Raw genomic sequence first — 22,405 nt, 5'->3', positions numbered from 1 at the left:
CTCCGCCGCGCCGCGCGACGAATGTTTTCCCCGCGCCCACCCGTCTCGCCCAGTCCGATGGGCCCCACTCGGCCCCCATACGCGCGGTAACCGCACTACGCACCCCGAACTCGGGGCACTATGACGGAGTGGCGTCCGCAAGGTCACCCCAGGGAGCAACCGGAGTCGGTGGCGCCAAGGGGAGCAACCGGAGTGGCGGATCGGGCCGGGTTGCCGGATCCGTCCGTGCGGTCGGGCGTGCCCTGCACTTCCCCGTGTCACGGACCGCCCGCGGCATCCGCAAGGCCACGCACGCGCACGGAGCGGGCGAGTCGGGTCTCGGGAAACTGATCGAACTGCACGCGGTGAACGGCGCGGGCGACGTCATGATCACGGTGGCGCTGGCGTCCACCGTGTTCTTCTCCGTACCGACCGACGAGGCCCGCAGCCGGGTCGCCCTCTACCTGGGCATCACGATGGCGCCCTTCGCCGTCCTCGCCCCCGTGATCGGCCCGCTGCTCGACCGGCTGCCGCACGGCAGGCGGGCCGCGATGGCGGGCTCGATGCTCGCTCGGGCGATGCTCGCGCTGATTCTGGCGAGCGCCGTCGTCACCGGCACCTTCGAGCTCTATCCCGCCGCGCTCGGCGTACTCGTCGCCTCCAAGGCGTACGGCGTGGTGCGCAGCGCCGTCGTACCCCGGCTCCTGCCACCCACGTTCTCCCTGGTCAAAGCCAATTCCCGGGTCACTCTGGGTGGACTCCTGGCCACCGGTGTGGCCGGGCCGATCGCCATCCTGCTCCAGTCGGCGGGAGCGCGCTATCCGCTCTACGGCGCCTTCACGATCTTCATCCTGGGCACATTCCTGTCGTTCTCGCTGCCGCCCAAGGTCGACTCCGCCAAGGGCGAGGACACGGCGCTGCTCGCCGCCGACCCGGACCATCTGCACGGCCCGCGCCTGAAGAAACCCCCGCGCCCCGGACTGCGGACCGTGGGAACGGCCGTCACCCACGCCCTCGGCGCCAACGCCTCGCTGCGCTGCCTGTCCGGCTTCCTGATCTTCTTCCTCGCCTTCCTGCTGCGCGAGCACCCACTCACCGGCAAGAGCGCCGCGGTCTCGCTCGGCCTGGTGGTCGTCTCGGCGGGCGTGGGCAACGCGCTCGGCACGGCCGTCGGAGCCTGGCTGAAGCAACGCTCCCCGGAGATCATCATCGTGACGGTGGTGGCGGTCGTGGTGGCCGCCGCGATCACGGCGGCGCTCTTCTTCGGCACCCTGATGATCGCGTGCCTCGCGGCGATCGCCGGCTTCGCCCAGGCACTCGCCAAGCTGTCCCTGGACGCCCTGATCCAGCGAGACGTCCCGGAACTTGTCCGGAATTCGGCGTTCGCCCGCTCCGAGACACTGCTCCAGATGGCCTGGGTGCTCGGCGGAGCCATCGGCATCGCGATGCCGCTCAACGGTCCGCTCGGCCTCTCCGTGGCCGCCGGGATCGTCGCCGTCGGATGGCTGACGACCGTGCGGGGACTGCTCCTGGTGGCCCGTCGCGGGGGATCCGCCCGCAGCCGCGTCTCCTGAGCCGCGCGGGGGCCTCGCACGGCACGCCGCACCCCACGTGGGGGCACGGGTGGGCGTGCCCGATAGCCTTCGGTCATGACCTCCCTGCCCCGCGGCAGAGCCGCCAATGGACAAGGCGCTGCGCGCCGTCGCCGCGCCGTCGCCACTGTCGGCGCCGTTTCCGCCGGACTCCTCGCCCTGTCCGCCTGCGACAAGCCGACCCCGATGGCCACCGTCACGGTCGGAACCAAGTCGGTGAGCACCGAGACCGACTGCTACAACGACGGCGACACCGTGAACACCGCGGACCTGACGGACTGCCTGCGGTCCAAGGACGTCAAGTCCATCACCGTCGACCCGGACGAGACCGTGCGGTTCGGCGTGGACCCGAAGATCGCGGACAGCGGCTGGACGATCCTGATGAACGGGCAGCAGCTCCTGCCCGAGACCACCAAGAAGACCTACCTGACCATTCCGGGCAGTGTCTTCTTCAACCAGCAGTACGGCGCCACCGGCAACTCGACGCTCGTCTCCGTCAAGGAGGGCGACAAGGCGGTCAAGGGCCTGTGGACCTTCAAGTTCAAGAAGGACACGGACAACTGATCGCCGCCGCCGGGCCGAGGGTGCTCGTGGCCACCGCCGTCTCCGTGGAGCGGGAAGCGGTGGCCGGGGCGTCGTCCGGCACGGCGCGGGAGATACGGCTCCCGGGGGCGACGCTCCACCGGACCGGCGGGCTCGATCTGCTCGCCGCCGGTGTCGGCCCCGCCCTCGCCGCCGCCTCCGTCTCCGCCGCACTGACCGCCGCCGCCCTCGACGGCGCGCCCTACGGCCTCGTCGTCTGCGCGGGGATCGCCGGCGGATTCCAGCCCGACGCGCCCGTGGGCTCGCTCGTGGTCGCCGACGACATCGTGGCGGCCGACCTGGGCGCCGAGGCACCGGAGGGGTTCCTCCCGGTCACCGAGCTCGGCTTCGGGACCGTCAGCCACCGGCCTCCGGAATCACTCGTACGAGAGGTCGCGGCCGTCACCGGCGCCCGCACCGGCACGGTCCTCACCGTGTCGACCGTGACCGGCAGCGCGGCACGCGCCGCCGAACTGCGCGCCCGGCATCCGCGCGCCCTCGCCGAGGCGATGGAGGGTTTCGGGGTGGCCGAGGCGGCCGGCGCGCACGGTGTGCCGGTGCTGGAGATCCGCGCGGTGTCCAATCCCGTCGGCCCGCGGGACCGCGCCGCCTGGCGCATCGGCGAAGCCCTCGCGGCCCTCACCGGGGCATTCGGGAAGCTGGGGCCCCTCCTGGAGAGTTGGAACCCACATGAGCGCACTGCCTGAATCCGCCGAAGCCCTGCGGATCGCCTACTCGCCCTGCCCCAACGACACGTTCGTCTTCGACGCCTGGGCGCACGGCCGCATCCCGGGGGCACCCTCGCTGGACGTGACCTTCGCGGACATCGACATCACCAACGGCATGGCCGAGCGCGGCGAGTTCGACGTGCTGAAGGTGTCGTACGCCGTGCTGCCGTACGTCCTCGACGACTACGCGCTGCTGCCGTGCGGCGGCGCGCTCGGGCGCGGCTGCGGTCCGCTGGTGCTGACGAAGGAGGCCGGGACCGACCTGACGGGCCGTACGGTCGCCGTGCCGAGCGAGCGGTCGACGGCGTACCTGCTGTTCCGGCTGTGGGCGGCGGACACGGTTCCCGGCGGGGTCGGCGAGATCGTGGTCATGCCGTTCCACGAGATCATGCCGGCCGTGCGGGACGGGAAGGTCGACGCGGGGCTCGTCATCCACGAGGCGCGCTTCACGTACCAGAACTACGGGCTGCACAAGCTCGCCGACATGGGCGAGCACTGGGAGCGGACCACCGGGCTGCCGATCCCGCTGGGCGCGATCATCGCCAGGCGGTCGCTGGGAGCCGAGCGGCTCCTGGAGCTCGCCGAGGCCGCCCGCGCCTCGGTCCGCGCCGCCTGGGACGACCCCGAGGCCTCCCGCGCCTACGTCCTGGAGCACGCCCAGGAGATGGACCCGGGCGTCGCGGACCAGCACATCGGCCTGTACGTCAACGAGTTCACGGCCGATCTGGGCGAGCCCGGATACGCGGCGGTCCGCGGGCTGCTCACCCGTGCGGCGGCCGAGGGGCTCGTACCGCCCCTCGGACCGGACGCGCTGGCTTTCCCCTGATCCCTGGTCCCCGGTCCTCGCCCGGGCCTCACACGTCGAGCTGGTCGGCGACCGCGCGCAGCAGGCCGGCGATCTGCTTTCCGGAGGTCTTGTCCGGGTAGCGGCCCTGTTCCAGGGTGGGCGTGATGTTCTCGAGCAGGGTCGTCAGGTCCTGGACGATGGAGGCCAGTTCGTCCGGTTTACGGCGCTGGGCGGCCGCGACCGACGGGGCCGGTTCCAGAAGAGTCACCGAAAGGGCCTGATCGCCGCGCTGACCGGCGACGACGCCGAACTCGACACGCTGGCCGGGCTTGAGGGCGTCTACTCCGGCGGGCAGGACCGAGGAATGGACGAAGACGTCGCCGCCGTCGTCACGGGAGAGAAAGCCGAAGCCCTTCTCAGTGTTGAACCACTTGACTTTGCCGGTGGGCACGTCTGTCCTCGTCCTCGTACTCGTCGGGAACTTCTCGGGGAACGGCTCGGGTGGTTGCAGGGGCAACTGCCCGTTAAACGCCTCTGGATAGCACTACAGCGGGTCCGCCGACCCGCCGGTACCAAGGCTAATGGTCCGTCGGCTCGTGACAAGACGTCGCTGGATTGTTCCTTCGCGCAGGGAACTACCCTGGTGGGGTGCGTGACAAAACCCAAGCGAATTCCACTGAAGCCGGTGACGGGCTGATCCGTGCCGGTGCCATCGTGTTCTTCATCGGAGCGTTGGCCACACTGGTCACCGTGGCCCCGCTGTTGTTCGGCACGAAGCCTTTTCCGTTCTACATGTTCGGCTTGAGCATGCTCATGGGCGTCGGATTCCTGCTGGCCGCCGCGGGCGTGCTCCAGTCCGCCGCGCAGGGCCGCCGCCGCGCCCGAGCCGCCCGTTCCTGACGGCGGTCGTTCCCGACGCGATCGCCCCTGACGGCGGTCGCCCCTGACGGCAGCGGCGGTTCCGGCCGGTGCCGGGTCCGGCGTGCCCTCAGCGGTGGTTCTCCAGCCACGCCGGGAACTCGGTGAGATCGCCGAGGACGACGTCCGCGCCCGCCGCGCGCAGTTCCTCCGCGTCGCACGGCCCGGTCGCCACGGCCACGCTGTACGCCCGTGCCGTGCGCGCCCCGCGTACGTCGCCGGTGTGGTCGCCGACGTACACGCTCGCACCGTGCTCCCGCAGCGCGACCGCCTTCTGTTCGGCCCACAGGTTGCCGACCACTTCGTCCGCGTCGATGGCGAGGTGGTCCAGGTGCAGCCTGGCGTTGGGCTCCCACTTCGCGGTCACGACGACCGCGCGGCCGCCCGCCGCCCGTACCGCCGTGACGGCCTCGCGCGCGCCGGGCATCGCGAGCGAGCCGGTGATCGCGTGCTCCGGGTACATCTCGCGGTAGAGACCGGCCATCGCCGCTATGTCCTCGGCCGGGAACCAGTGGGCGATTTCCTGCTCCAGCGGGGGCCCGAGCCGTGTGACCACCAGGTCGCAGTCGATGTACGTCCCCGTCCGTGCCGCCAGCGCCTCGAAGCAGGCGTGGATCCCGGGGCGGGAGTCGATCAGGGTCATGTCGAGGTCGAAGCCGACGGTCAGCGCGGGTGAGGTCATATGCGCCATTGTGCCCAGACCTCCGGGAGACCGGTCCACGCCTTTTCGCCGAGGCCGGGCTCGGAGGCCGGGCTCAGCGCCTTCGCTGGGAGCGCCAGACCAGGTACAGGGCCGAGGCGATCGCCGCGCCGCGGACGACGAAGGGCCAGGTCTCGGCCATCGCCTCGTTCATGTGGCCCGCGGCGACGGGGTCGCCCCACCGGCCGTCCGAGCGGCCCCAGAGCCAGACGATGCCGGCCGTGGCGGACAGTCCCGGCAGGACGAGGACGGCCCACTTCGACTCCGCCCGGGTCAGCCGGCGCGAGCCGTAGGCGATCAGCCAGCCGAGGCCGAGCGCGAACCAGTTGCCGAGGACCGCGCCCGCGACGAGGAGGGCGGCGGCGAGCAGGAGCAGCGGGTTGGCGTAGCCGCCGAGACGCGGGAGGAGCCGGCGGGGCAGGCGGCGCGCGGTGGTGGTCTCGGCGGCCGGCTCGTCCTCGGGGTCCGGTGCCGCCGGCTCCTCGGCCGGGTTCGTCTCCTTCCCGGGACCGCCGTCCTCGTCCCCCGGCGGCGGCTTGAGCAGTTCGGGGATCTCCACGCCGCCGACGAACCCCGGCACGCTGTCGCCGAGTCCGAAGGGACTGTCGGTGGCGCGCCACCAGTCGGGCCGGGTCGCGCTGTCGCCCAGTTCGGCCGCGCTCGCCAGATGGGGCGGGGACGGCACGTCGGCGCCGGCGCTCTCGGCGGGCCGCTCCTGGGCCGGGCGGGGGCGGGGGACGACGCGGCGCAGTCCCTTGGGGCGCTCCTCCCGTTCGGTGGCGCGCTGGGAGGGCACGGCGGCCCGGGTCCGGGCGCCGGACTCGTCGCCGGGGGTGCCCCGTCCGGCCGCCGCGACGATCTCGTCGGGGGTGCCGAGGCGGTCGAGGATGCGGCGGACCGCGGCGGGGGTGTCGGCGCCGGCTCCGGCCCGGCGGCGGCCGATCTCCTCGCGCAGTTCCGTGACCAGGCGCATGCGGGTGCCCGACGGCAACTGGCGCTGCTGGGCCAGGTCGCCGACCCGGCTCAGGTAGTCGAAGACAAGCTGGTCGCTCTCGATCCCCACGAAGTCCCCTCCGGGGCCGGTGCGTTGGATACCCCGTGGGGACGAAGGTACCGGTTCTCCCCCGCGCGAGAACGTCCGGTCCGGGGCTCGGCCTGCCGTGCGAGGCGCGTCATCCCACCGGGATCCGGCCGCCGGAAGACGTGCGAGACGCCGGGCGGCGGGCCACCGGTGGACACGCGACGCCGGGACCGGGCGCGGGGAGACGGGCCGGAGCCGGGGGCCGGGACACGTGCAGGGGGCCGGGCACCGGCAGACGTGTGCGGCACCGGGACCGGGCACGGGGAGGCGTGCCGGAGCCGGGAGACGTCCAGGGGCCGGGGGCTGGGGGCCGGGAGGGGGCGCGGCGCCGGAGAACGGTCGTCTGGCGGCGCGCGCGGCGCTGGAGAACGGTCGTCGGGAGGCGGGCGGGGTGGCGGGGCGGGCGGGAATGTGATGACAGGTCCTGGATCGCGGGGGCGCCCCGGCGGTCCACCGGCCGGGGGCCGGGTCCGGCGGGCGTGCCACCCGCTACCGTTGACAGGATGAGCCCCGAGACGACCGCCCCGCGGTCCCTGGCGGAAGCACTCCGCGCGCGGGACGACGCCTCGCTGTCCGCCCTCCTGCGGTCCCGGCCGGACCTGATCACCCCCGTCCCCACGGATCTCACCCAGCTCGCCACACGGGCGGGCACCCGGGCGTCGGTCGTGCGCGCCCTGGAGCGGCTGGACCGTTTCACGCTCCGGACGGCCGAGGCGCTGGCGGTGGCGCGGGAGCCGGCGACGTACGACGAACTGCTCGGGCTGCTGGCGGGCGACGACGGCGACCCGGCGGTCACGGCCGCCTTCCCGCACGCGCTCGGGACGCTGCGCGAGCAGGCGCTCCTGTGGGGGGCCGACGACCGGCTCCGGCTCGTCCGCACGGCACGTGAACTGCTCGCGCCCTCCCCTCAGCACCCGTCCCCGACGGGACTCGGACCGACCGTCGGCGAGGCCACCGCGGGCATGTCGCCGGGGCGCATCCAGGAGATCGTGGCCGCGGCGGGGCTGGCGTCCACCCATGACTCCGTGTCGGCGGTGGCCTCGCTGAGCGCCCTGTTCTCCGACCGGAGCCGGATGTCGGCCCTGCTCGACGAGGCGCCCGCCGAGGCGGTGGAGGTGCTGTCCCGGCTGGTGTGGGGTCCGCCGTACGGGCAGGTGACGGCCGAACCCGCGGCGCATCTGCGCTGGCTGATCGCACGGGGGCTGCTGCTGCCGACGGCGCCGGGCACGGTCGTGCTGCCCCGGGAGGTCGCCCTGCATCTGCGGGCGGGCCGCGCGCACCGGGTGACCGAACCGGTGCCGCCCGCGGTCGAGGCCGCGACGACCCACCGTCCACAGGCTGTGGACGCCGCCGCGGCCGGTCAGGCGTACACGACACTGGCGACCGTCGAGGAACTGCTGAAGGACTGGCACGAGGGCGGCCCCGCCGTGCTGCGCGCGGGCGGTCTGAGCGTGCGGGACCTGAAGCGGACGGCGGTGGCGCTCGACGTCCCCGAACCGGTCGCCGCGTTCTGGGTGGAACTCGCCTACGCGGCGGGCCTGGTGGCCTCGGACGGCGAGGCGGACGAACGCTACGCGGCGACACCCGCGTACGACGCGTGGCTGGAGCTGCCCGCCGCGGAGCGCTGGGCGCGGCTCGCCACGGCGTGGCTCGCGGCGACCCGCACGGCCGGTCTCGTCGGCGGACGGGACGCGAAGGACCGTACGCTCTCGGCGCTCGGCCCGAACCTCGACCGCTCCGCGGCACCCGAGGTCCGCCACCGCGTCCTCGCCCTGCTCGCCGAGCTCCCCGAGGGCGCCTCCGCCGACGCGGACTCGCTCCTCGCCCGGCTGTACTGGGAACGGCCCTCGCGCAGCGTCCGGCCCTCGCCGGACGACCTGCGGGCCCGGCTGGCCCGCTGGACGCTCTCCGAGACGGAGCTGCTCGGGGTGACCGGCCGGGGCGCGCTGTCCGCGCAGGGGCGGGCGCTGCTGGGCCTGCCCGCCCCGGCGGGCGCGCGGGCGGCGGAGCCGGAGGGTCCGGGCGACAGGCTTCCCGCGCACAAGCGGCGCTCCCCGGTGGCCGCCGCCGTGCCGGCCGCCGTACCCCGCTCCCCCGCCGAGCGGGCCGCGGCGGCGGCCCGGGCCGCCGCCCTCCTCGCGCCGCTGCTGCCCGAGCCGCTCGACCACGTCCTGCTCCAGGCGGATCTGACGGCGGTCGCGCCCGGCCCGCTGGAACGTCCGCTGGCCGACACGCTCGGGGTGCTCGCGGACGTCGAGTCCAAGGGCGGGGCGACGGTCTACCGCTTCACCCCGGCCTCGGTGCGCCGGGCGCTCGACGCGGGCCGTTCGGCGTCCGACCTGCACGCCTTCCTCGCCGCCCACTCCCGCACGCCGGTCCCGCAGCCCCTCGCCTACCTGATCGACGACATGGCGCGCCGGCACGGTCATCTGCGGATCGGGGCGGCCTCGGCGTACGTCCGCTGCGACGACGAGGCGGTGCTCAACGAGATCATCGCCGACAAGCGCTCCCAGGAGTTCGGGCTGCGGCGGATCGCGCCGACGGTGCTGGTCGCGCAGGCCGACCCGACGACGCTCCTCACCGGTCTGCGGTCGATGGGCTTCGCGCCGGCCGCCGAGTCGGCGGAGGGCGACGTGCTGATCAGCCGGGCGCACGCCCACCGCACGCCGCCGCGCACGGCCCCCGAACCCGTCCCGGACGGCCCGCCGGTCCCCGACGCCACACTCCTCGGCGCCGCGATCCGCGCGATCCGCGCCGGTGACCTCGCCTCCACGGCTCCGCGCAAGGACGACTCGGCCGCCGGGCGTCCCGGCAACGGCGCCCTGCCCCGCACCAGCTCCGCCGAGACCCTCGCGACCATGCAGGCCGCCGTCATGACGGGCGAGGCGGTGTGGATCGGCTATGTCAACGCCGAGGGCGCGGCCAGCCAGCGCGTCATCGCCCCCATCCGGGTCGAGGGCGGCTTCGTGACGGCGTACGACCACACGGCGGACGAGGTCCGCACCTATCCGCTGCACCGGGTCACGGGGGTCGCGGAGCTGGCCGACGACCAGCCGTGACCGCCCGCCGGTAGGGCACACTGGACGTTTGGCCGAGCATCCGCGCCGGGTGCCGCCACGCAGAAAGGGACGGGTGTGAACGGACCCCTCATCGTCCAGTCCGACAAAACGCTGCTGCTGGAAGTCGATCACGATCTGGCCGACGCCTGCCGTCGGGTCATCGCCCCCTTCGCCGAGCTGGAGCGGGCGCCCGAGCACATCCACACCTACCGGGTGACCCCGCTCGGCCTGTGGAACGCGCGGGCCGCCGGGCACGACGCCGAGCAGGTCGTGGACGCGCTCGTCGAGTTCAGCCGCTATCCGGTCCCGCACGCGCTGCTCGTGGACATCGCCGAGACGATGGACCGCTACGGACGCCTCACGCTGAGCAAGCACCCGGCCCACGGGCTCGTCCTGACCACCACCGACCGGCCCGTCCTCGAGGAGGTGCTGCGCTCCAAGCGGATCGCCCCGCTCGTCGGCAACCGGATCGACCCGGACACCGTGGCCGTGCACCCCTCCGAGCGAGGCCAGATCAAGCAGACCCTGCTGAAGCTGGGCTGGCCGGCCGAGGACCTCGCCGGGTACGTCGACGGTGAGGCGCACGCCATCGAGCTCGACGAGACCGGCTGGGCGCTGCGGCCCTACCAGCGGCAGGCCGTGGAGAACTTCTGGCACGGCGGCTCCGGCGTGGTCGTGCTGCCCTGCGGCGCGGGCAAGACGCTCGTCGGGGCCGGTGCGATGGCGGAGGCCAAGGCGACCACGCTCATCCTCGTCACCAACACCGTCTCCGCCCGGCAGTGGAAGCACGAGCTGGTGAAGCGGACCTCGCTGACCGAGGACGAGATCGGCGAGTACAGCGGCACCCGCAAGGAGATCCGCCCGGTCACCATCGCCACCTACCAGGTGCTGACGACCCGGCGGAAGGGCGTCTACCCGCACCTGGAGCTCTTCGACTCCCGCGACTGGGGCCTGATCCTCTACGACGAGGTCCACCTGCTGCCCGCGCCGGTCTTCAAGTTCACCGCCGACCTCCAGGCCCGGCGCCGGCTGGGGCTGACCGCCACGCTGGTGCGGGAGGACGGGCGCGAGTCGGACGTCTTCTCGCTCATCGGGCCCAAGCGGTTCGACGCGCCCTGGAAGGAGATCGAGGCGCAGGGCTACATCGCGCCGGCCGACTGTGTCGAGGTGCGGGTGAACCTCACCGACTCCGAGCGGCTCGCGTACGCCACCGCCGAGAACGAGGAGAAGTACCGCTTCTGCGCCACCACCGCGACCAAGCGGAAGGTGACCGAGGCGCTGGTCCGCCGGTTCGCCGGTCAGCAGATCCTCGTGATCGGCCAGTACATCGACCAGCTCGACGAGCTGGGTGAGCACCTGAACGCGCCGGTGATCAAGGGCGAGACCAGCAACGCGCAGCGGGAGAAGCTGTTCGACGCGTTCCGCGAGGGCGAGATCAGCGTGCTCGTCGTGTCCAAGGTCGCGAACTTCTCGATCGACCTGCCGGAGGCCACGGTGGCCATCCAGGTCTCGGGTACCTTCGGCTCCCGCCAGGAGGAGGCCCAGCGGCTGGGCCGCGTCCTGCGCCCGAAGGCCGACGGTCACCAGGCCCACTTCTACTCCGTGGTCGCCCGCGACACGATCGACCAGGACTTCGCCGCCCACCGCCAGCGCTTCCTGGCGGAACAGGGCTACGCCTACCGGATCATGGACGCCGACGAGATCCTGGCCGACACCGAGTAGCCGCCCGGCGAAGAAGCGGGCGTACGCGTTCAGCGGCGGCGTACGCCGGCTTCTTCGCCGTACTCGCCGAGCAGGACGACCTCGATGGCCGCGCGCCCGAACACCTTGACGGCCTTCAGCGCGTCGCCGAAGCGGTGGCGGTGCTGGGTGGAAGTGACGGCCGTCGCGCCACGCGCGACCGGCCCGGGATGGGCAGGACCTGGGGTGAAAGTGGCTGCGCTCATATCTCCATGGTGCGGCCACACCGACCCGAACGGCGTCGGTCCATGGACCGAACCTCGCCCACCCCTCAGGTACCGCTCCGGGCCACCCGCCGTACGCCTCACGACGGACCCCGCCCCCTAGGGACTCCCGGGCCGAGCCCTGAGGCGCCACGTGGGCACCGGGAGGACGCGGCGCCCGGACGCGGAAAAACCATTGGCCCCGGCATCCATCCTTCGCCTAGAATCTTCGGTCTTGCCCGCCTCCCTCGACGGAGTGCCGCCGCCCGGCCGGAAACCGGACGGCACCCGGAATCACCGCGGATTCCGCAGGGATTCCCGACGGAATCCGTGGCGATTCACGATCTGCACCACTCGCGCAGCACCGCCAGAAGCACCACGGCACTCCCGCAGCACCCCCACAGCAGGTTTCCGGAGGCAATTCCCCGTGTCCACCCTGTCCGACGGTCCGCCCGGCGCCCCTTCCGAGTCCGACGATCCCCTCTCCCGCGAGCGCTCCCACCTCACCCACTCCCGTTCGGCGCTCCGCGCGATGCGTGAGGACGCGGAGAACCTCGACATCCGCGACGTCACCGCGAACTGGGTGAACGCCGAGGTGCTGCACCGCCAGATCACCGAGCGCATCAAGGCCCTCGCCGACCTCAGCCACACCCCGCTCTTCTTCGGGCGGCTCGACTATCTGCACGCCCCGGGCTCCGACCTGGCGGAGGGCGCCGAGGGCGAGCGGTTCTACATCGGGCGCCGGCATGTCCACGACGCCGACGGCGACCCGATGGTCATCGACTGGCGCGCGCCGGTGTCGCAGCCGTTCTACCGGGCCTCGAAGAAGGACCCGATGGACGTCGGGCTGCGCCGGCGGTTCGGCTACACCGGAGGCGACCTCACGGCGTACGAGGACGAGCACCTCTCCGACCCGGCCGAGGCCGCGGCCACCAGCAAGCTGCTCCAGCAGGAGATCGAGCGCCCGCGCGTCGGCCCGATGCGCGACATCGTGGCGACCATCCAGCCCGAGCAGGACGAGATCGTACGGTCCGGGCTGTCCGGTTCGGTCTGTGTGCAGGGAGGTCCCGGCACCGGGAAGACCGCCGTCGGCCTGCACCGGGTCGCCTATCTGCTGTACGCGCACCGGGAACGGCTCGCCCGCACCGGCACCCTGGTGATCGGACCGAACAAGTCCTTCCTGCACTACATCGAGCAGGTCCTGCCCGCGCTCGGCGAGCTGGAGGTCAGGCAGGCGACCGTCGACGACCTCGTCGCGCACGTCGAGGTGCGCGGAAGCGACGACGCGCCCGCGGCCGTGATCAAGGGCGACGCCCGGATGGCCGAGGTGCTGCGCCGGGCCGTGCGCTCGCACGTGACCGTCCCCACCGAGCCCGTGATGGTGGTCAGGGGGTCACGGCGCTGGCGCGTTCCCGCGTACGAGCTGGAGGAGATCGTCCGGGAGCTGCTGGACCGGGACATCCGGTACGGCGCCGCCCACCAGGCCCTTCCGCAGCGGATCGCGCACACCGTGCTGGTCCAGATGGAGCGTTCCGGCGAGGCGCCGGACGACCGGGTGCAGGACGCCGTCGCCCGCAACCCCGCCGTGAAGGCCGCCGTGAAGGCGATCTGGCCGCAGGTCGACCCCGCGAAGCTGGTGCTCCGGCTGCTGACCGACGCCGGTTTCCTCGCCGCGCACGCGGAGGGGCTGCTGGACGAGGCCGAGCAGAAGGAGATCCTCTGGGCGAAGCCGGTGCGCAGCGTGAAGAGCGCGAAGTGGTCGGCCGCCGACGCCGTGCTGATCGACGAGGCCACCGATCTCGTCCAGCGCACGCACTCCCTCGGGCACGTGGTGCTCGACGAGGCGCAGGACCTGTCGCCGATGCAGTACCGCGCCGTGGGCCGGCGCTGCACGACGGGGTCGGCGACCGTGCTCGGGGACCTGGCGCAGGGGACGACCCCGTGGGCGACCCGGAGCTGGGAGGAGGCCCTCGGGCATCTGGGCAAGGGCGACGCGGTCGTCGAGGAGCTGACCGCGGGTTTCCGTGTCCCCACGGACGTGATCACCTACGCGTCCCGGCTGCTGCCGCACATCGCGCCCGGCCTCACGCCCGTCGCCTCGGTGCGGGAGAACCCGGGCCACTTCGAGGTGCGCGCGCGTACGGCGGACGCCGAGGTCCTGGGCGCGGTGGAGGAACTGCTGGGCCAGGAGGGGTCGGTCGGACTGATCGCCGCCGACACCCGGATCCCGGTGCTCGCCGAGGCGCTGACGGCGGCCGGGCGGACGTACATCGGTCCGGGCGAGGAGACGACGGCCGAGACCCGGCTGACACTGGTGCCGGCCTCCCTCGCGAAGGGCCTGGAGTACGACTACGTGGTGCTGGACGAGCCGGGCGCCGTCGTGGACGGCGAGCCGGACGAGCGCACCGGGCTGCGCCGCCTGTACGTGGCGCTCACCCGGGCGGTCTCGGGGCTGATCGTGACCCACGCGGCGCCGCTCCCGGCCGAACTGGCCTGACCGGACGACGGCCCCGGCGCGGACGCGGGCCGCCCCCTGGTACGGACGCGGACGGCCCCCGGCACGGATGCCGGGGGCCGTGAACCGCTGTGCGCCAGGGGCTACTTGAACTTTCGGCTGGTCGCCAGGTAGACCTGCTTGGCGTTCTCGCCGAGGCGTGGCCCGGTGATGAACGTCTTGCGGTCGCTCAGGGAGTTGTTGGAGACCAGATAGGTCCGGCCGTTGTGGCTCATGAACCAAGGCCCGCCGGACGCGCCGCCGTTCATGGTGCAGCCGATCATGTACTGGGCGGGGACGTTGCTCGCGAGCACGAACCGCTTGGTGGCGCCGTGGCAGTCGTACATCTTCGAGCCGTCGTAGGGCGCCTCGGCCGGGTAGCCGCGGACCTTCATGGACGTGACCTTGTTGGCGGCCGGCGCTCCGAACCACACCGGCAGGGCCGAACCGAGCTGCTCCTGAAGGGACTTGCCGCCGCTCTCGGGCTTGACGTGGAGGACGGCGTAGTCGTACCCGGAGGCCGCGTTGCCCGTGTGGCCGCCGCCCTTCATCCACTGGGAGGACGTGGTGGCCCAGTCGGCCCACCAGATGCCGTACGGGGAGACCGACTTGGCGCGCGGGTTGGTGATCTGCCGGCTGGTCAGGCTCGCGCCGTTGTTGTACGAGGGGACGAAGGCGATGTTGCGGTACCAGCCGCCGCCCTTGCCCGCGTGCACGCAGTGGCCCGCGGTCCACACCAGGTTGGACTTGCCGGGGTGCGCCGGGTCGGTGACGACGGCGGCCGAGCAGACCATGTTGCCCTCGGGCGAGGAGAAGAACATCTTGCCGACGGGCGGCGCGTAGTGGTGATAGGTGCTCTTGACCTTGGCGGCGGTCTGCTTCCTCACCTTGCCGTCGGGCAGGTAGGAGGTGGCGCCGCTGCCCGATCCCGAACTGGTGCTGCCCGCCCGGACGACCGGGATGCTGGCCTTGGCCTGCGCCATCTTCTCCGGCGACCAGAAGTCCTTGATGTACGGGTTGGCGAAGTCCTCCGCCTTGGTGGCCCAGTCGCTGTAGTCCTGCCACCCCCCGTTCTTCCACTTGTCCAGGGCGGCGCCGCTGAGTTCGGTGGGAATGCCGTCGGGCAGTTTGTAGCCGCCGATCGAGACGGAGCCGTCGTCCTGGCCGGTGTCGACGCCCTTGTCGGCCTGGGCGGACGACGAGGGCCGCGCGGCGGCCCCCTCGTCGTCCTTCCCGCTGTCACAGGCCGTGGTGGTGATCATGACGGCCGCGATCACGGCGGCGGCCGCCGCGAGCGTGCGGCTGCGTATGGATGGCATGAAGCCCTGTCCCCCTGATGCTGCTGTGCTGCCGCACCGCGTTCGCCGGCACGCACATCCGTGTGATTGTCATGCCCCGGGCGATCGAGGCAGATCAAATATGCACGCGAAAAGCCGCGCGGTGATCGACACGTGACTCTCACAACACAACAACTACGAGGCGGAGATGGATCCGTGACCTCCCGGGCCGGAGAACCGGCCGCCTAGGCGTCGACGGCGGTCCGCCACTCCCGTACCGACTCCGCGGAGACCGGCCCCGTCCAGCCCTCCGGACGCGCGGCGCCACCGATGTGGAAGGCGTCGAGGCCCGCCGCGCGCAGCTCCGGCAGATGGTCGAGGCGCAGCCCGCCGCCGACCATGATCCGCGGCTCGTACCCCGGTTCGCCGCGGCGGGCGGCCTCGGCGGCGAGGACGGAGAGCCCGTCGTCGACACCCGTCGGGGACCCGGCGGTCAGATAGGCGTCGAGGCCGGGCAGGTCGCCGAGCTGCTTGCGCAGCGCGTCCCGGTCGGCGGCGCGGTCGATCGCGCGGTGGAACGTCCAGCGGCAGCCGTCCAGTTCGGCGACGATCCGCTCGACGGCGGCCAGGTCGGGACTCCCGTGCTCGTCGAGGAACCCGAGCACGAACTCGTCCGCGCCCGCGGCCCGCAGTTCGCCCGCGGCCCGCACGAGAGCGTCGACGCCCGCCGTGCCGCCCGCGGAGAAGCCGTCGGACAGGCGCAGCATCACGCGCAGCGCGATGTCGACGGAAGCGCGGATCCCGGCGAAGGTCTCCACCGACGGGGTCAGTCCGTCGGCCGCCATGTCCGTGACCAGCTCCAGCCGGTCCGCACCGCCGGCCTGAGCGGCGACCGCGTCCTCCACGCCGAGGGCGATCACCTCCAGGACCGCGCTCTTCCGCTCAGTCATCGGACCTCTTCCCTTGGGCCGCTATAGGTCTAGTCCAATCCAGAGTACGCGGGCGGGGGCGGGGGTGCGAGAAGATCCCGTCCGCCGCTGTAGTTGATCTTTCATATAACCTTCTCGCGTGTGAAGATCATGTGATGGTCGTGTGGAGGGGTGGGGCAGTGCGACGACGTGGGTGGGGTGCCGCCGTTCTGGCGGTCGCGGCGGTCTCCGGAACCCTGGTGATCCGGGGGACGGGCGGGACCGGCGGGAGTGACGGCGCGTCCGGGCCGATCAGGACGCGTACGACGACCGCCGCGCTGACGGTGACCGACGGCGGCACGTCCGCGCGGCTCGACCGGCGGGACACCGCTCCCTTCAGCATGCTGGGGATCACCTGGGCCGAGCCGTCCGCACGGGTGACCGGCCCGATCGAGGTCCGGACCCGGGACACCGCGCGCCACACGTGGTCGAAGTGGCTGCGGCTGGACGGTGACAGCGGCGAGGGCGAGGAGGGCGCGTCCCGCGGCGGGACCGCTCCGGCGTGGGTGGACCCCTCCGACGGGGTGCAGGTGCGGATGTCCGGCGCGCCGTCGCGGCGGCTGCCCGAGAGCCTGCGACTGGACATGATCGACCCGGGCGACGCGGCCTCGTGGGAGCCGGCCGGGTTCGTGATGGACCCGGCCGACCCGACCGGCACCGCCGACCCGGCGGACCCGACCGGCCCGACCGCGACGGACGAGCCCGCGGAGACCTCCTCTCCCGACCCGTCCGCGTCCCTGACCTCCGAGCCCTCGTCCGACCCGACGGACTCCGCCGTACCCACGGAGTCGCCGACACCGCCGTCCAGCGGGAGCGCGAGCCCTTCCTCGACCGGCTCCGCCCCGGAGTCCGCCTCGCCGACCGCGACCACGACCGTTCCCCCGGCCCCGCAGTCCACCGTGCCCCGCCCGCCGATCACCTCGCGCGCGGGCTGGGGCGCCGACGAGTCCATCAGCCCGGAGGAGCCCGGCTATCTGCCGGGCGGGAGGATCAAGGCGGTGGTGCTGCACCACACCGCCACCTCCAACGACTACACGTGCGCGGAGGCCCCGGCCGTCATCCGGGCCGTCTACGCCTACGACGTGCAGCAGTTGACCTGGAAGGACATCGGCTACAACTTCCTCGTCGACAAGTGCGGCACGATCTACGAGGGCCGCAAGGGCGGCGTCGACCGGCCCGTGATGGGCGCGCACGCCTACGGCTTCAACTCCGAGACCACGGGCATCGCGATCATCGGTGACTACAGCGACGTGGCGCCGCCGAAGGAGGCGATGACCTCGGTCGCCCGGCTCGCCGCGTGGAAGCTCGGCCAGTACGGCGTCGACCCGACGGGCACCGCCACCCTCACGGCGGGCGCGAGCGGGCCGAACTACTTCCGCCAGACGTGGGAAGCGGGGACCAGGATGACCTTCCCCGTCATCCACGGCCACCGCGACGGCTACAACACCGTGTGCCCGGGCGACGCCTACTACGCCCTGCTGCCCACGGTCCGCGCCTGGGCGGGCGGGACGGTCGAGGGGCTCAAGCTCGACTCGGTCACCGGTACCGGCGTGTCCGGCACCACCGTCCCCACCGACACCGCCGTCACCGTGAAGTGGTCGGCCTCCACCCCGGCCTCGCTGGTCGGCCGGTACGACGTCCTGGTCGACGGCGAGGCCGCGGCCACCGTCGCCGGGACCGCCTCCTCCGCCGAGGTGAGCCTGACCCCGGGGACCCACAAGGTCGCCGTGCGGGGCGTCCACCAGTCCGGCAGGACCGCGGTCACCGAGGACGTCACCGTCGTCGCCGAGTCCCCCTCGCCCACCCCGACCCTCACGGCCCCCGCCACGACCGCCCCGCCCACGACGACCGCCACACCCCCCGCCGCGACGACCTCGCCCACGATCAAGGCCACCACCCCGGCGCCCACGGCCTCACCCACCACGAAGGCCCCCACCCCCGCCGACACCACCCCGCCCCTCTTCTCCACCAGGCCGAATCTCGCGCTGCGCACCGGCACGGTGAGCACCACGGCCGTCCCGGTCACCCTGAGGTGGAAGGCCACCGACGCGAAGGGGCTGAAGGAGGTCCGCCTGACCGCCCCGGTCGCCAGGACGTACGGTCCGACCGTCACGAGCGCGGGCCTCACCACCAAGTCCGGTGTCGCCACGACCTGGAGGATGACCGCGTACGACAAGGCCGGCAACGCCCGCTCGGACTCGGTGAGCGGCACCCCCGTGATCCTCCAGGAGAGCGCGGCCAAGAAGTCCGGCACCTGGACGTCCAAGTCGTCGAGCGGCTACCTGGGCGGCAAGTCGTACGGCAGCTCCACGAAGAACGCGTCGCTGACCTGGACGTTCACCGGACGCTCGGCGGCCCTGGTGGTCTCGCGCGCCGCGACCTCCGGCCAGGTGTACGTGTACGTGGACGGCAAGAAGACCGCCACCCTGGATCTGAGGTCGACGACCACGAAGTACCGCGACGCCCTCTGGGCGACCACCTGGACCACCGCCGCGAAGCACACGGTGAAACTCGTGGTCGTCGGCACCGGCGGGCGGCCCACGGTCACGGCCGACGGGCTCGTGTATCTCAAGTAGCCGGTGGCCCGTCGGCCGGCCGGGTCACCCGAACAGGTTGAGCTCCTCCTCCCGCGCCCCCACCAGCTCGTACACCGTCGTCCTCGGGACCGGCCGGCCCGAGCAGAGCCGTACGAGGGTCCCGGCCCCGCCGATGTAGCGGGCCGGGGGGCGGTCGCCGGGGATACCGCCCAGGAGAAGCGGGTCGTCGAGCTGGTCGAGGTCGGCGTGCAGCGGCACCCGGCCGCTCTCCCGGCTGTAGCGGGCCAGGAGGGCGAGGGCGTGGGGAAGTCCCTCGCCCTCGTAGGCGCCGGGTTCGCCGAACGCCTCGCGCACGTCTCCGGCGTGGATCCACTCGCCGAGCGCGACCGCGTCGAGGGCGCCCCTGGTCCGGGCGATCGCCGGGCCCGCCTCGGTCATCCCGCGTTCCAGCTCGTCGATCACCCGCTCCGTCGGCCAGTCGGCGCGCTCGGCGATGTCACGGTCGTTGGACTCGGACTCGAACACCCCCGGTTCGAAACGGCGCTCGACGACCCGGGTCAGCACGGCCGAGCAGTGCGCGAGCACGTCCCGCACCGTCCACGCCGGACACCCGGCCGTCGGACGGGAGAAGTCGTCCTCCGGGCGGGCCCGCAGCAGCGGGATCAGCGCGTCGCGCTCGGTGCGCAGGAGCAGACCGGGCAGTTCCGGATCCCGTACATCGTGTGCGTCTTGAGGAATCATGACTCCACGCTAGGGGCCGCGGTCCGGAAATACCGGCGTCCGCGGGGGCTCGCCGTCCGGCCGCCCGCTACCCGCCCAGTTCCACGGAGATGTGCGGGGCGAGCGCGCGGAGGAAGTCCGGGGCGTCGAAGATCCCGCCGGCGGAGGCGACGCCGGTCGTCCTGGTGCGTCCGGTCACGACGCGGTCGAGCGCCTCCACCACGAGCGGCGCGGTGACGGCGTAGATGTCCCGGCCCCGCGCCACGGCCCGGCGTTCGGCGCCGCCGGAGCGCACCACGGCGTCGACGACGAAGGTCTGTTCCGACCGCCCGCGCTCGTCGGCCGCGCGCGGAGCCGGGGTGTCCGGGGCCGCCAGTTCCCCGGCCGCCTCGACGGTCATGTAGGTGCGCACCTCGGGGACGGCGAAGTGGCTGGGCACGGTGACCACGTCGGCCATCGAGAACTCCCCGATGACGGCACGCGGACCCGTCGGGTCGGGGAACGGCCACTCCAGGGTGGGCGGAGTGTCCTGGACGTACTCCAGCCGCCCCTCCGTGTAGCGGACGCGCCGGCCGCCGCGCCGCTCCCGGGAGACCGCGCCCGCCTCGCGCGTCCCGGGGGTGGGGTGCCAGCCGCTCAGCCCGTACGCGATGTGGGCCTCGTCGGCCGCCGTCCACTCACCCATCGCGGCGGTGACCAGCAGGTCGCCGAGGCCGCCGTAGAACGCCATGGCCGGGACGATCACCGCGCCCGCCGCCTCGGCCCGCCCGGCGAACTGCGTGAACGTGTCGAGGTTGGCCTCGATCTCGGCCGCCACGTCCAGGTACGGGATGCCCGCGCGCAGGGCCGCCTCGATCACGGGGGCGGCCGTCGTGGCGAAGGGTCCGGCACAGTTGACCACCGCCACGGCACCGGCCAGCGCGTGGTCGAGGGACGCCGGGTCCCCGACCGTGGCCGGCCGGACGTCCAGGCCCGGCCACGAGGCCGCCAGGTCCTTCAGCTTCTCGGCGTCCCGGCCGGAGAGGACCGGGGTGAACCCGCGCTCCAGCAGTTCGGCCACCACGAACCGGCCCGTGTGCCCGTACGCGCCGAACACCGTCACCGCCTGACCCGCCTTCATGGGTTCTCCCCCGTGCTCGAAGTGAACTGCCTTGATCTGTAAGGACATCCTGGCGAGAGGGAACGCTCCGCACGAGTGTCCGGAACGCCACGCCCCGTACAATTCCGGACATGACCTCTGTCGCGCTGGCCGTCACCGACGGGATGCTGCACTTCGAACTGGGCCTGGCCTGCGAGGTCTTCGGATCCAAGCCGGACGCGGTGCGGGTCCCCTGGTACGACCTCGCGGTCTGCGGGCCCGGGGCCGTGCGCGTCGGCCCGTTCCGGCTGGAGCCCGACCACGGCCTCGACCACCTCCCCCGCGCCGACACGGTGATCGTCCCGGGCTGGGCCGACATCGACCGGGAACCGCCCGCTGACCTCGTCAACGCGGTGCGCGCGGCCCACGAGGCGGGTGCGCGCGTGGCCTCCCTGTGCACCGGAGCCTTCGTCCTGGCCGCCGCAGGGCTGCTGGACGGGAGGCGCGCGACCACGCACTGGGCGCACACCCGGGCGCTGGCCGCCCGCCATCCCCGGGTGCGGGTGGACCCGGACGTCCTCTACGTGGACGACGGCGACGTGTTGACCTCCGCGGGCAAGGCCGCCGCCATGGACCTGTGTCTGCACCTCGTCCGCCTCGACCACGGGTCCTCGGTCGCCAACACCGTCGCCCGCAACCTGGTCGTGCCCCCGCACCGGGACGGCGGCCAGGCCCAGTTCGTCAGCACCCCGGTACCCGCCCCCGACCACCACCCGCTCGCCGAGTTGTTCCCCTGGGTCATCGAGCGGCTGGACCGTCCGCTGACCGTGGAGGACCTGGCCCGCCGGGCGCGGATGAGCTCGCGCAATCTGGGCCGCCACTTCAGGTCGGTGACCGGCACGACCCCGCTCCAGTGGCTGCTGATCCAACGCATCCGTCACGCCCAGGAGTTGCTGGAGACCACCGACGCGGGCGTCGAGGCCATCGCGGCGGCCACCGGCATGGGAACCGCCACGACACTGCGCCGGCACTTCAACCGCACGGTGGGCGTGCCTCCGGACGCCTACCGCCGCACGTTCCGCTCACGGACGGGCCCGGCACCGGCGGACGGCACCACGGAGGGCACCACGCCGGGGGCCGCGGCGGCGGGGACAATGGACGCATGGCAGCAGAGAGCAACCGCCACCCGGCCCACGAGGAACTGACGAAGCGCTGGGCGGACACCGTCCTGGCCGCACGGGACGGCGACGGGGCCGGACCCGCGCCGGGGCCGTACGCGGAGAACCTCCTGGACCGCTGGGCCGAACCGCAGCGCCGGTACCACACCACCGATCATCTCCTCGCGGTCCTCGGCCACATCGACGTGCTGGAGGCCCACGGGGAGCGCGCCGGCGATCCGGCCGCCGTGCGCCTGGCCGCCTGGTTCCACGACGCCGTGTACCTCCCGGACCGCTCGGAGAACGAGGAACGCTCCGCCCGGCTCGCCGAACGCGCGCTGGACGAACTGGGCGTCGCCCCGGACCGCACGGCCGAGGTCGCCCGGCTCGTCCGCCTCACCGTCTCCCACGACCCCGCCGACGACGACACCGACGGCGCCGTCCTGTGCGACGCGGATCTCGCGATCCTGGCCTCGCCCCCGGCCGCGTACGCCGCCTACACGGCCGCCGTCCGCGAGGAGTACGCCTTCGTCCCCGACGACGCCTTCCGCGCGGGCCGCGCGGCGGTTCTCCACCAACTCCTCGCCCTGCCACGCCTGTTCAGAACCACCTACGGCCGCCACACCTGGACCGCTCCGGCCCACCGGAACATGGAGACCGAACTGGCATCGCTGACCGGAGAATGATCCAGCCCCTCCGGCAGGACCGTTTCAGCCCCTCCGGCGGAAAAGTTTCAGCCCCTCCGGCGTTTGAGGAGCGGGGTCTGGGGCGGAGCCCCAGGGACGGGAAGGGCAGGGGCGGAGGG

At 73.1% G+C, this 22,405-nt stretch carries 19 protein-coding genes; 11 read left to right on the top strand and 8 right to left on the bottom strand.

The window, feature by feature from the left end:
• Positions 1 to 128 precede the first annotated feature (128 nt).
• The 4 genes from ACIQ7M_RS20915 to ACIQ7M_RS20900 all read left to right on the top strand — a co-directional run bounded on the left by ACIQ7M_RS20915 (position 129) and on the right by ACIQ7M_RS20900 (position 3,707).
• Positions 129 to 1,553, top strand: a complete 1,425-nt coding sequence (locus ACIQ7M_RS20915; protein WP_355772440.1) for an MFS transporter — start codon at positions 129 to 131, stop codon at positions 1,551 to 1,553.
• A gap of 75 nt (positions 1,554 to 1,628) precedes the next feature.
• Positions 1,629 to 2,135, top strand: a complete 507-nt coding sequence (locus ACIQ7M_RS20910) for a DUF2771 domain-containing protein (RefSeq protein WP_355772437.1) — start codon at positions 1,629 to 1,631, stop codon at positions 2,133 to 2,135.
• 26 nt (positions 2,136 to 2,161) lie between these two features.
• A complete protein-coding gene (locus ACIQ7M_RS20905; protein ID WP_389844836.1) occupies positions 2,162 to 2,860 on the top strand; it encodes a futalosine hydrolase in 699 nt (232 codons plus the stop codon).
• Positions 2,844 to 3,707 (top strand): 1,4-dihydroxy-6-naphthoate synthase, encoded by an 864-nt coding sequence (locus ACIQ7M_RS20900; protein ID WP_355772434.1) that lies wholly within the window; start codon positions 2,844 to 2,846, stop codon positions 3,705 to 3,707. The genes ACIQ7M_RS20905 and ACIQ7M_RS20900 overlap by 17 nt, the downstream gene beginning before the upstream one ends.
• A 28-nt stretch (positions 3,708 to 3,735) precedes the next feature.
• Here the strand turns inward: ACIQ7M_RS20900 and ACIQ7M_RS20895 are convergent, their stop codons facing one another.
• Positions 3,736 to 4,119 carry a cold-shock protein gene (locus ACIQ7M_RS20895; protein WP_339130057.1) on the bottom strand — a complete coding sequence of 128 codons (384 nt, stop codon included), beginning with the start codon at positions 4,117 to 4,119 and terminating at the stop codon, positions 3,736 to 3,738.
• A gap of 197 nt (positions 4,120 to 4,316) precedes the next feature.
• Here ACIQ7M_RS20895 and ACIQ7M_RS20890 point away from each other — a divergent pair, with 197 nt between their 5' ends.
• A complete protein-coding gene (locus tag ACIQ7M_RS20890) occupies positions 4,317 to 4,568 on the top strand; it encodes a hypothetical protein (protein ID WP_355772431.1) in 252 nt (83 codons plus the stop codon).
• 88 nt (positions 4,569 to 4,656) lie between these two features.
• On the opposite strand, the gene ACIQ7M_RS20885 is transcribed toward ACIQ7M_RS20890, so the two are convergent.
• A complete protein-coding gene (locus tag ACIQ7M_RS20885; protein ID WP_403646345.1) occupies positions 4,657 to 5,277 on the bottom strand; it encodes an HAD family hydrolase in 621 nt (206 codons plus the stop codon).
• A 64-nt stretch (positions 5,278 to 5,341) separates the two neighbouring features.
• Complete coding sequence (locus tag ACIQ7M_RS20880) at positions 5,342 to 6,349, bottom strand: hypothetical protein (RefSeq protein ID WP_403646342.1); 1,008 nt, start codon at positions 6,347 to 6,349, stop codon at positions 5,342 to 5,344.
• A 521-nt stretch (positions 6,350 to 6,870) separates the two neighbouring features.
• Here ACIQ7M_RS20880 and ACIQ7M_RS20875 point away from each other — a divergent pair.
• Together ACIQ7M_RS20875 and ACIQ7M_RS20870 are read left to right on the top strand one after the other, a co-directional pair.
• Complete coding sequence (locus ACIQ7M_RS20875; RefSeq protein WP_403646339.1) at positions 6,871 to 9,426, top strand: helicase-associated domain-containing protein; 2,556 nt, start codon at positions 6,871 to 6,873, stop codon at positions 9,424 to 9,426.
• Between the two features lie 75 nt (positions 9,427 to 9,501).
• Positions 9,502 to 11,148 (top strand): DNA repair helicase XPB, encoded by a 1,647-nt coding sequence (locus ACIQ7M_RS20870; RefSeq protein ID WP_355772419.1) that lies wholly within the window; start codon positions 9,502 to 9,504, stop codon positions 11,146 to 11,148.
• A gap of 29 nt (positions 11,149 to 11,177) precedes the next feature.
• Here the strand turns inward: ACIQ7M_RS20870 and ACIQ7M_RS20865 are convergent, their stop codons facing one another.
• Positions 11,178 to 11,372 carry a hypothetical protein gene (locus tag ACIQ7M_RS20865; protein WP_355766752.1) on the bottom strand — a complete coding sequence of 65 codons (195 nt, stop codon included), beginning with the start codon at positions 11,370 to 11,372 and terminating at the stop codon, positions 11,178 to 11,180.
• Positions 11,373 to 11,796: 424 nt separating this feature from the next.
• Here ACIQ7M_RS20865 and ACIQ7M_RS20860 point away from each other — a divergent pair, with 424 nt between their 5' ends.
• Positions 11,797 to 13,866 (top strand): HelD family protein, encoded by a 2,070-nt coding sequence (locus tag ACIQ7M_RS20860; RefSeq protein WP_403646334.1) that lies wholly within the window; start codon positions 11,797 to 11,799, stop codon positions 13,864 to 13,866.
• 101 nt (positions 13,867 to 13,967) lie between these two features.
• Here the strand turns inward: ACIQ7M_RS20860 and ACIQ7M_RS20855 are convergent, their stop codons facing one another.
• Together ACIQ7M_RS20855 and ACIQ7M_RS20850 are read right to left on the bottom strand one after the other, a co-directional pair.
• Positions 13,968 to 15,182, bottom strand: a complete 1,215-nt coding sequence (locus tag ACIQ7M_RS20855) for a trypsin-like serine peptidase (protein WP_403646331.1) — start codon at positions 15,180 to 15,182, stop codon at positions 13,968 to 13,970.
• 203 nt (positions 15,183 to 15,385) lie between these two features.
• Positions 15,386 to 16,090 (bottom strand): copper homeostasis protein CutC, encoded by a 705-nt coding sequence (locus ACIQ7M_RS20850; RefSeq protein WP_403646328.1) that lies wholly within the window; start codon positions 16,088 to 16,090, stop codon positions 15,386 to 15,388.
• A gap of 158 nt (positions 16,091 to 16,248) precedes the next feature.
• Between ACIQ7M_RS20850 and ACIQ7M_RS20845 the strand changes: the two genes are divergently transcribed.
• Positions 16,249 to 18,684: an N-acetylmuramoyl-L-alanine amidase gene (locus tag ACIQ7M_RS20845; protein ID WP_403646325.1), complete on the top strand. Its 2,436-nt coding sequence runs from the start codon at positions 16,249 to 16,251 to the stop codon at positions 18,682 to 18,684.
• Positions 18,685 to 18,708: 24 nt separating this feature from the next.
• Here the strand turns inward: ACIQ7M_RS20845 and ACIQ7M_RS20840 are convergent, their stop codons facing one another.
• Positions 18,709 to 19,386, bottom strand: coding sequence for a maleylpyruvate isomerase family mycothiol-dependent enzyme (locus ACIQ7M_RS20840; protein ID WP_355766767.1), 678 nt, complete (start codon positions 19,384 to 19,386; stop codon positions 18,709 to 18,711).
• 67 nt (positions 19,387 to 19,453) lie between these two features.
• On the bottom strand, positions 19,454 to 20,485 hold the full coding sequence (locus ACIQ7M_RS20835; RefSeq protein ID WP_403646321.1) for a saccharopine dehydrogenase family protein: 1,032 nt from the start codon (positions 20,483 to 20,485) through the stop codon (positions 19,454 to 19,456).
• Positions 20,486 to 20,595: 110 nt separating this feature from the next.
• Here ACIQ7M_RS20835 and ACIQ7M_RS20830 point away from each other — a divergent pair, with 110 nt between their 5' ends.
• Positions 20,596 to 21,648 carry a helix-turn-helix domain-containing protein gene (locus ACIQ7M_RS20830; RefSeq protein WP_403646318.1) on the top strand — a complete coding sequence of 351 codons (1,053 nt, stop codon included), beginning with the start codon at positions 20,596 to 20,598 and terminating at the stop codon, positions 21,646 to 21,648.
• Positions 21,606 to 22,286 carry a hypothetical protein gene (locus ACIQ7M_RS20825; RefSeq protein ID WP_403646314.1) on the top strand — a complete coding sequence of 227 codons (681 nt, stop codon included), beginning with the start codon at positions 21,606 to 21,608 and terminating at the stop codon, positions 22,284 to 22,286. Before ACIQ7M_RS20830 ends, ACIQ7M_RS20825 begins: the two co-directional genes overlap by 43 nt.
• Positions 22,287 to 22,405 lie beyond the last annotated feature (119 nt).

It is taken from the genome of Streptomyces sp. NPDC096324, from assembly GCF_044763015.1.
Lineage (GTDB): Bacteria > Actinomycetota > Actinomycetes > Streptomycetales > Streptomycetaceae > Streptomyces.
This window is presented reverse-complemented; position numbering and strand designations above follow the sequence as displayed.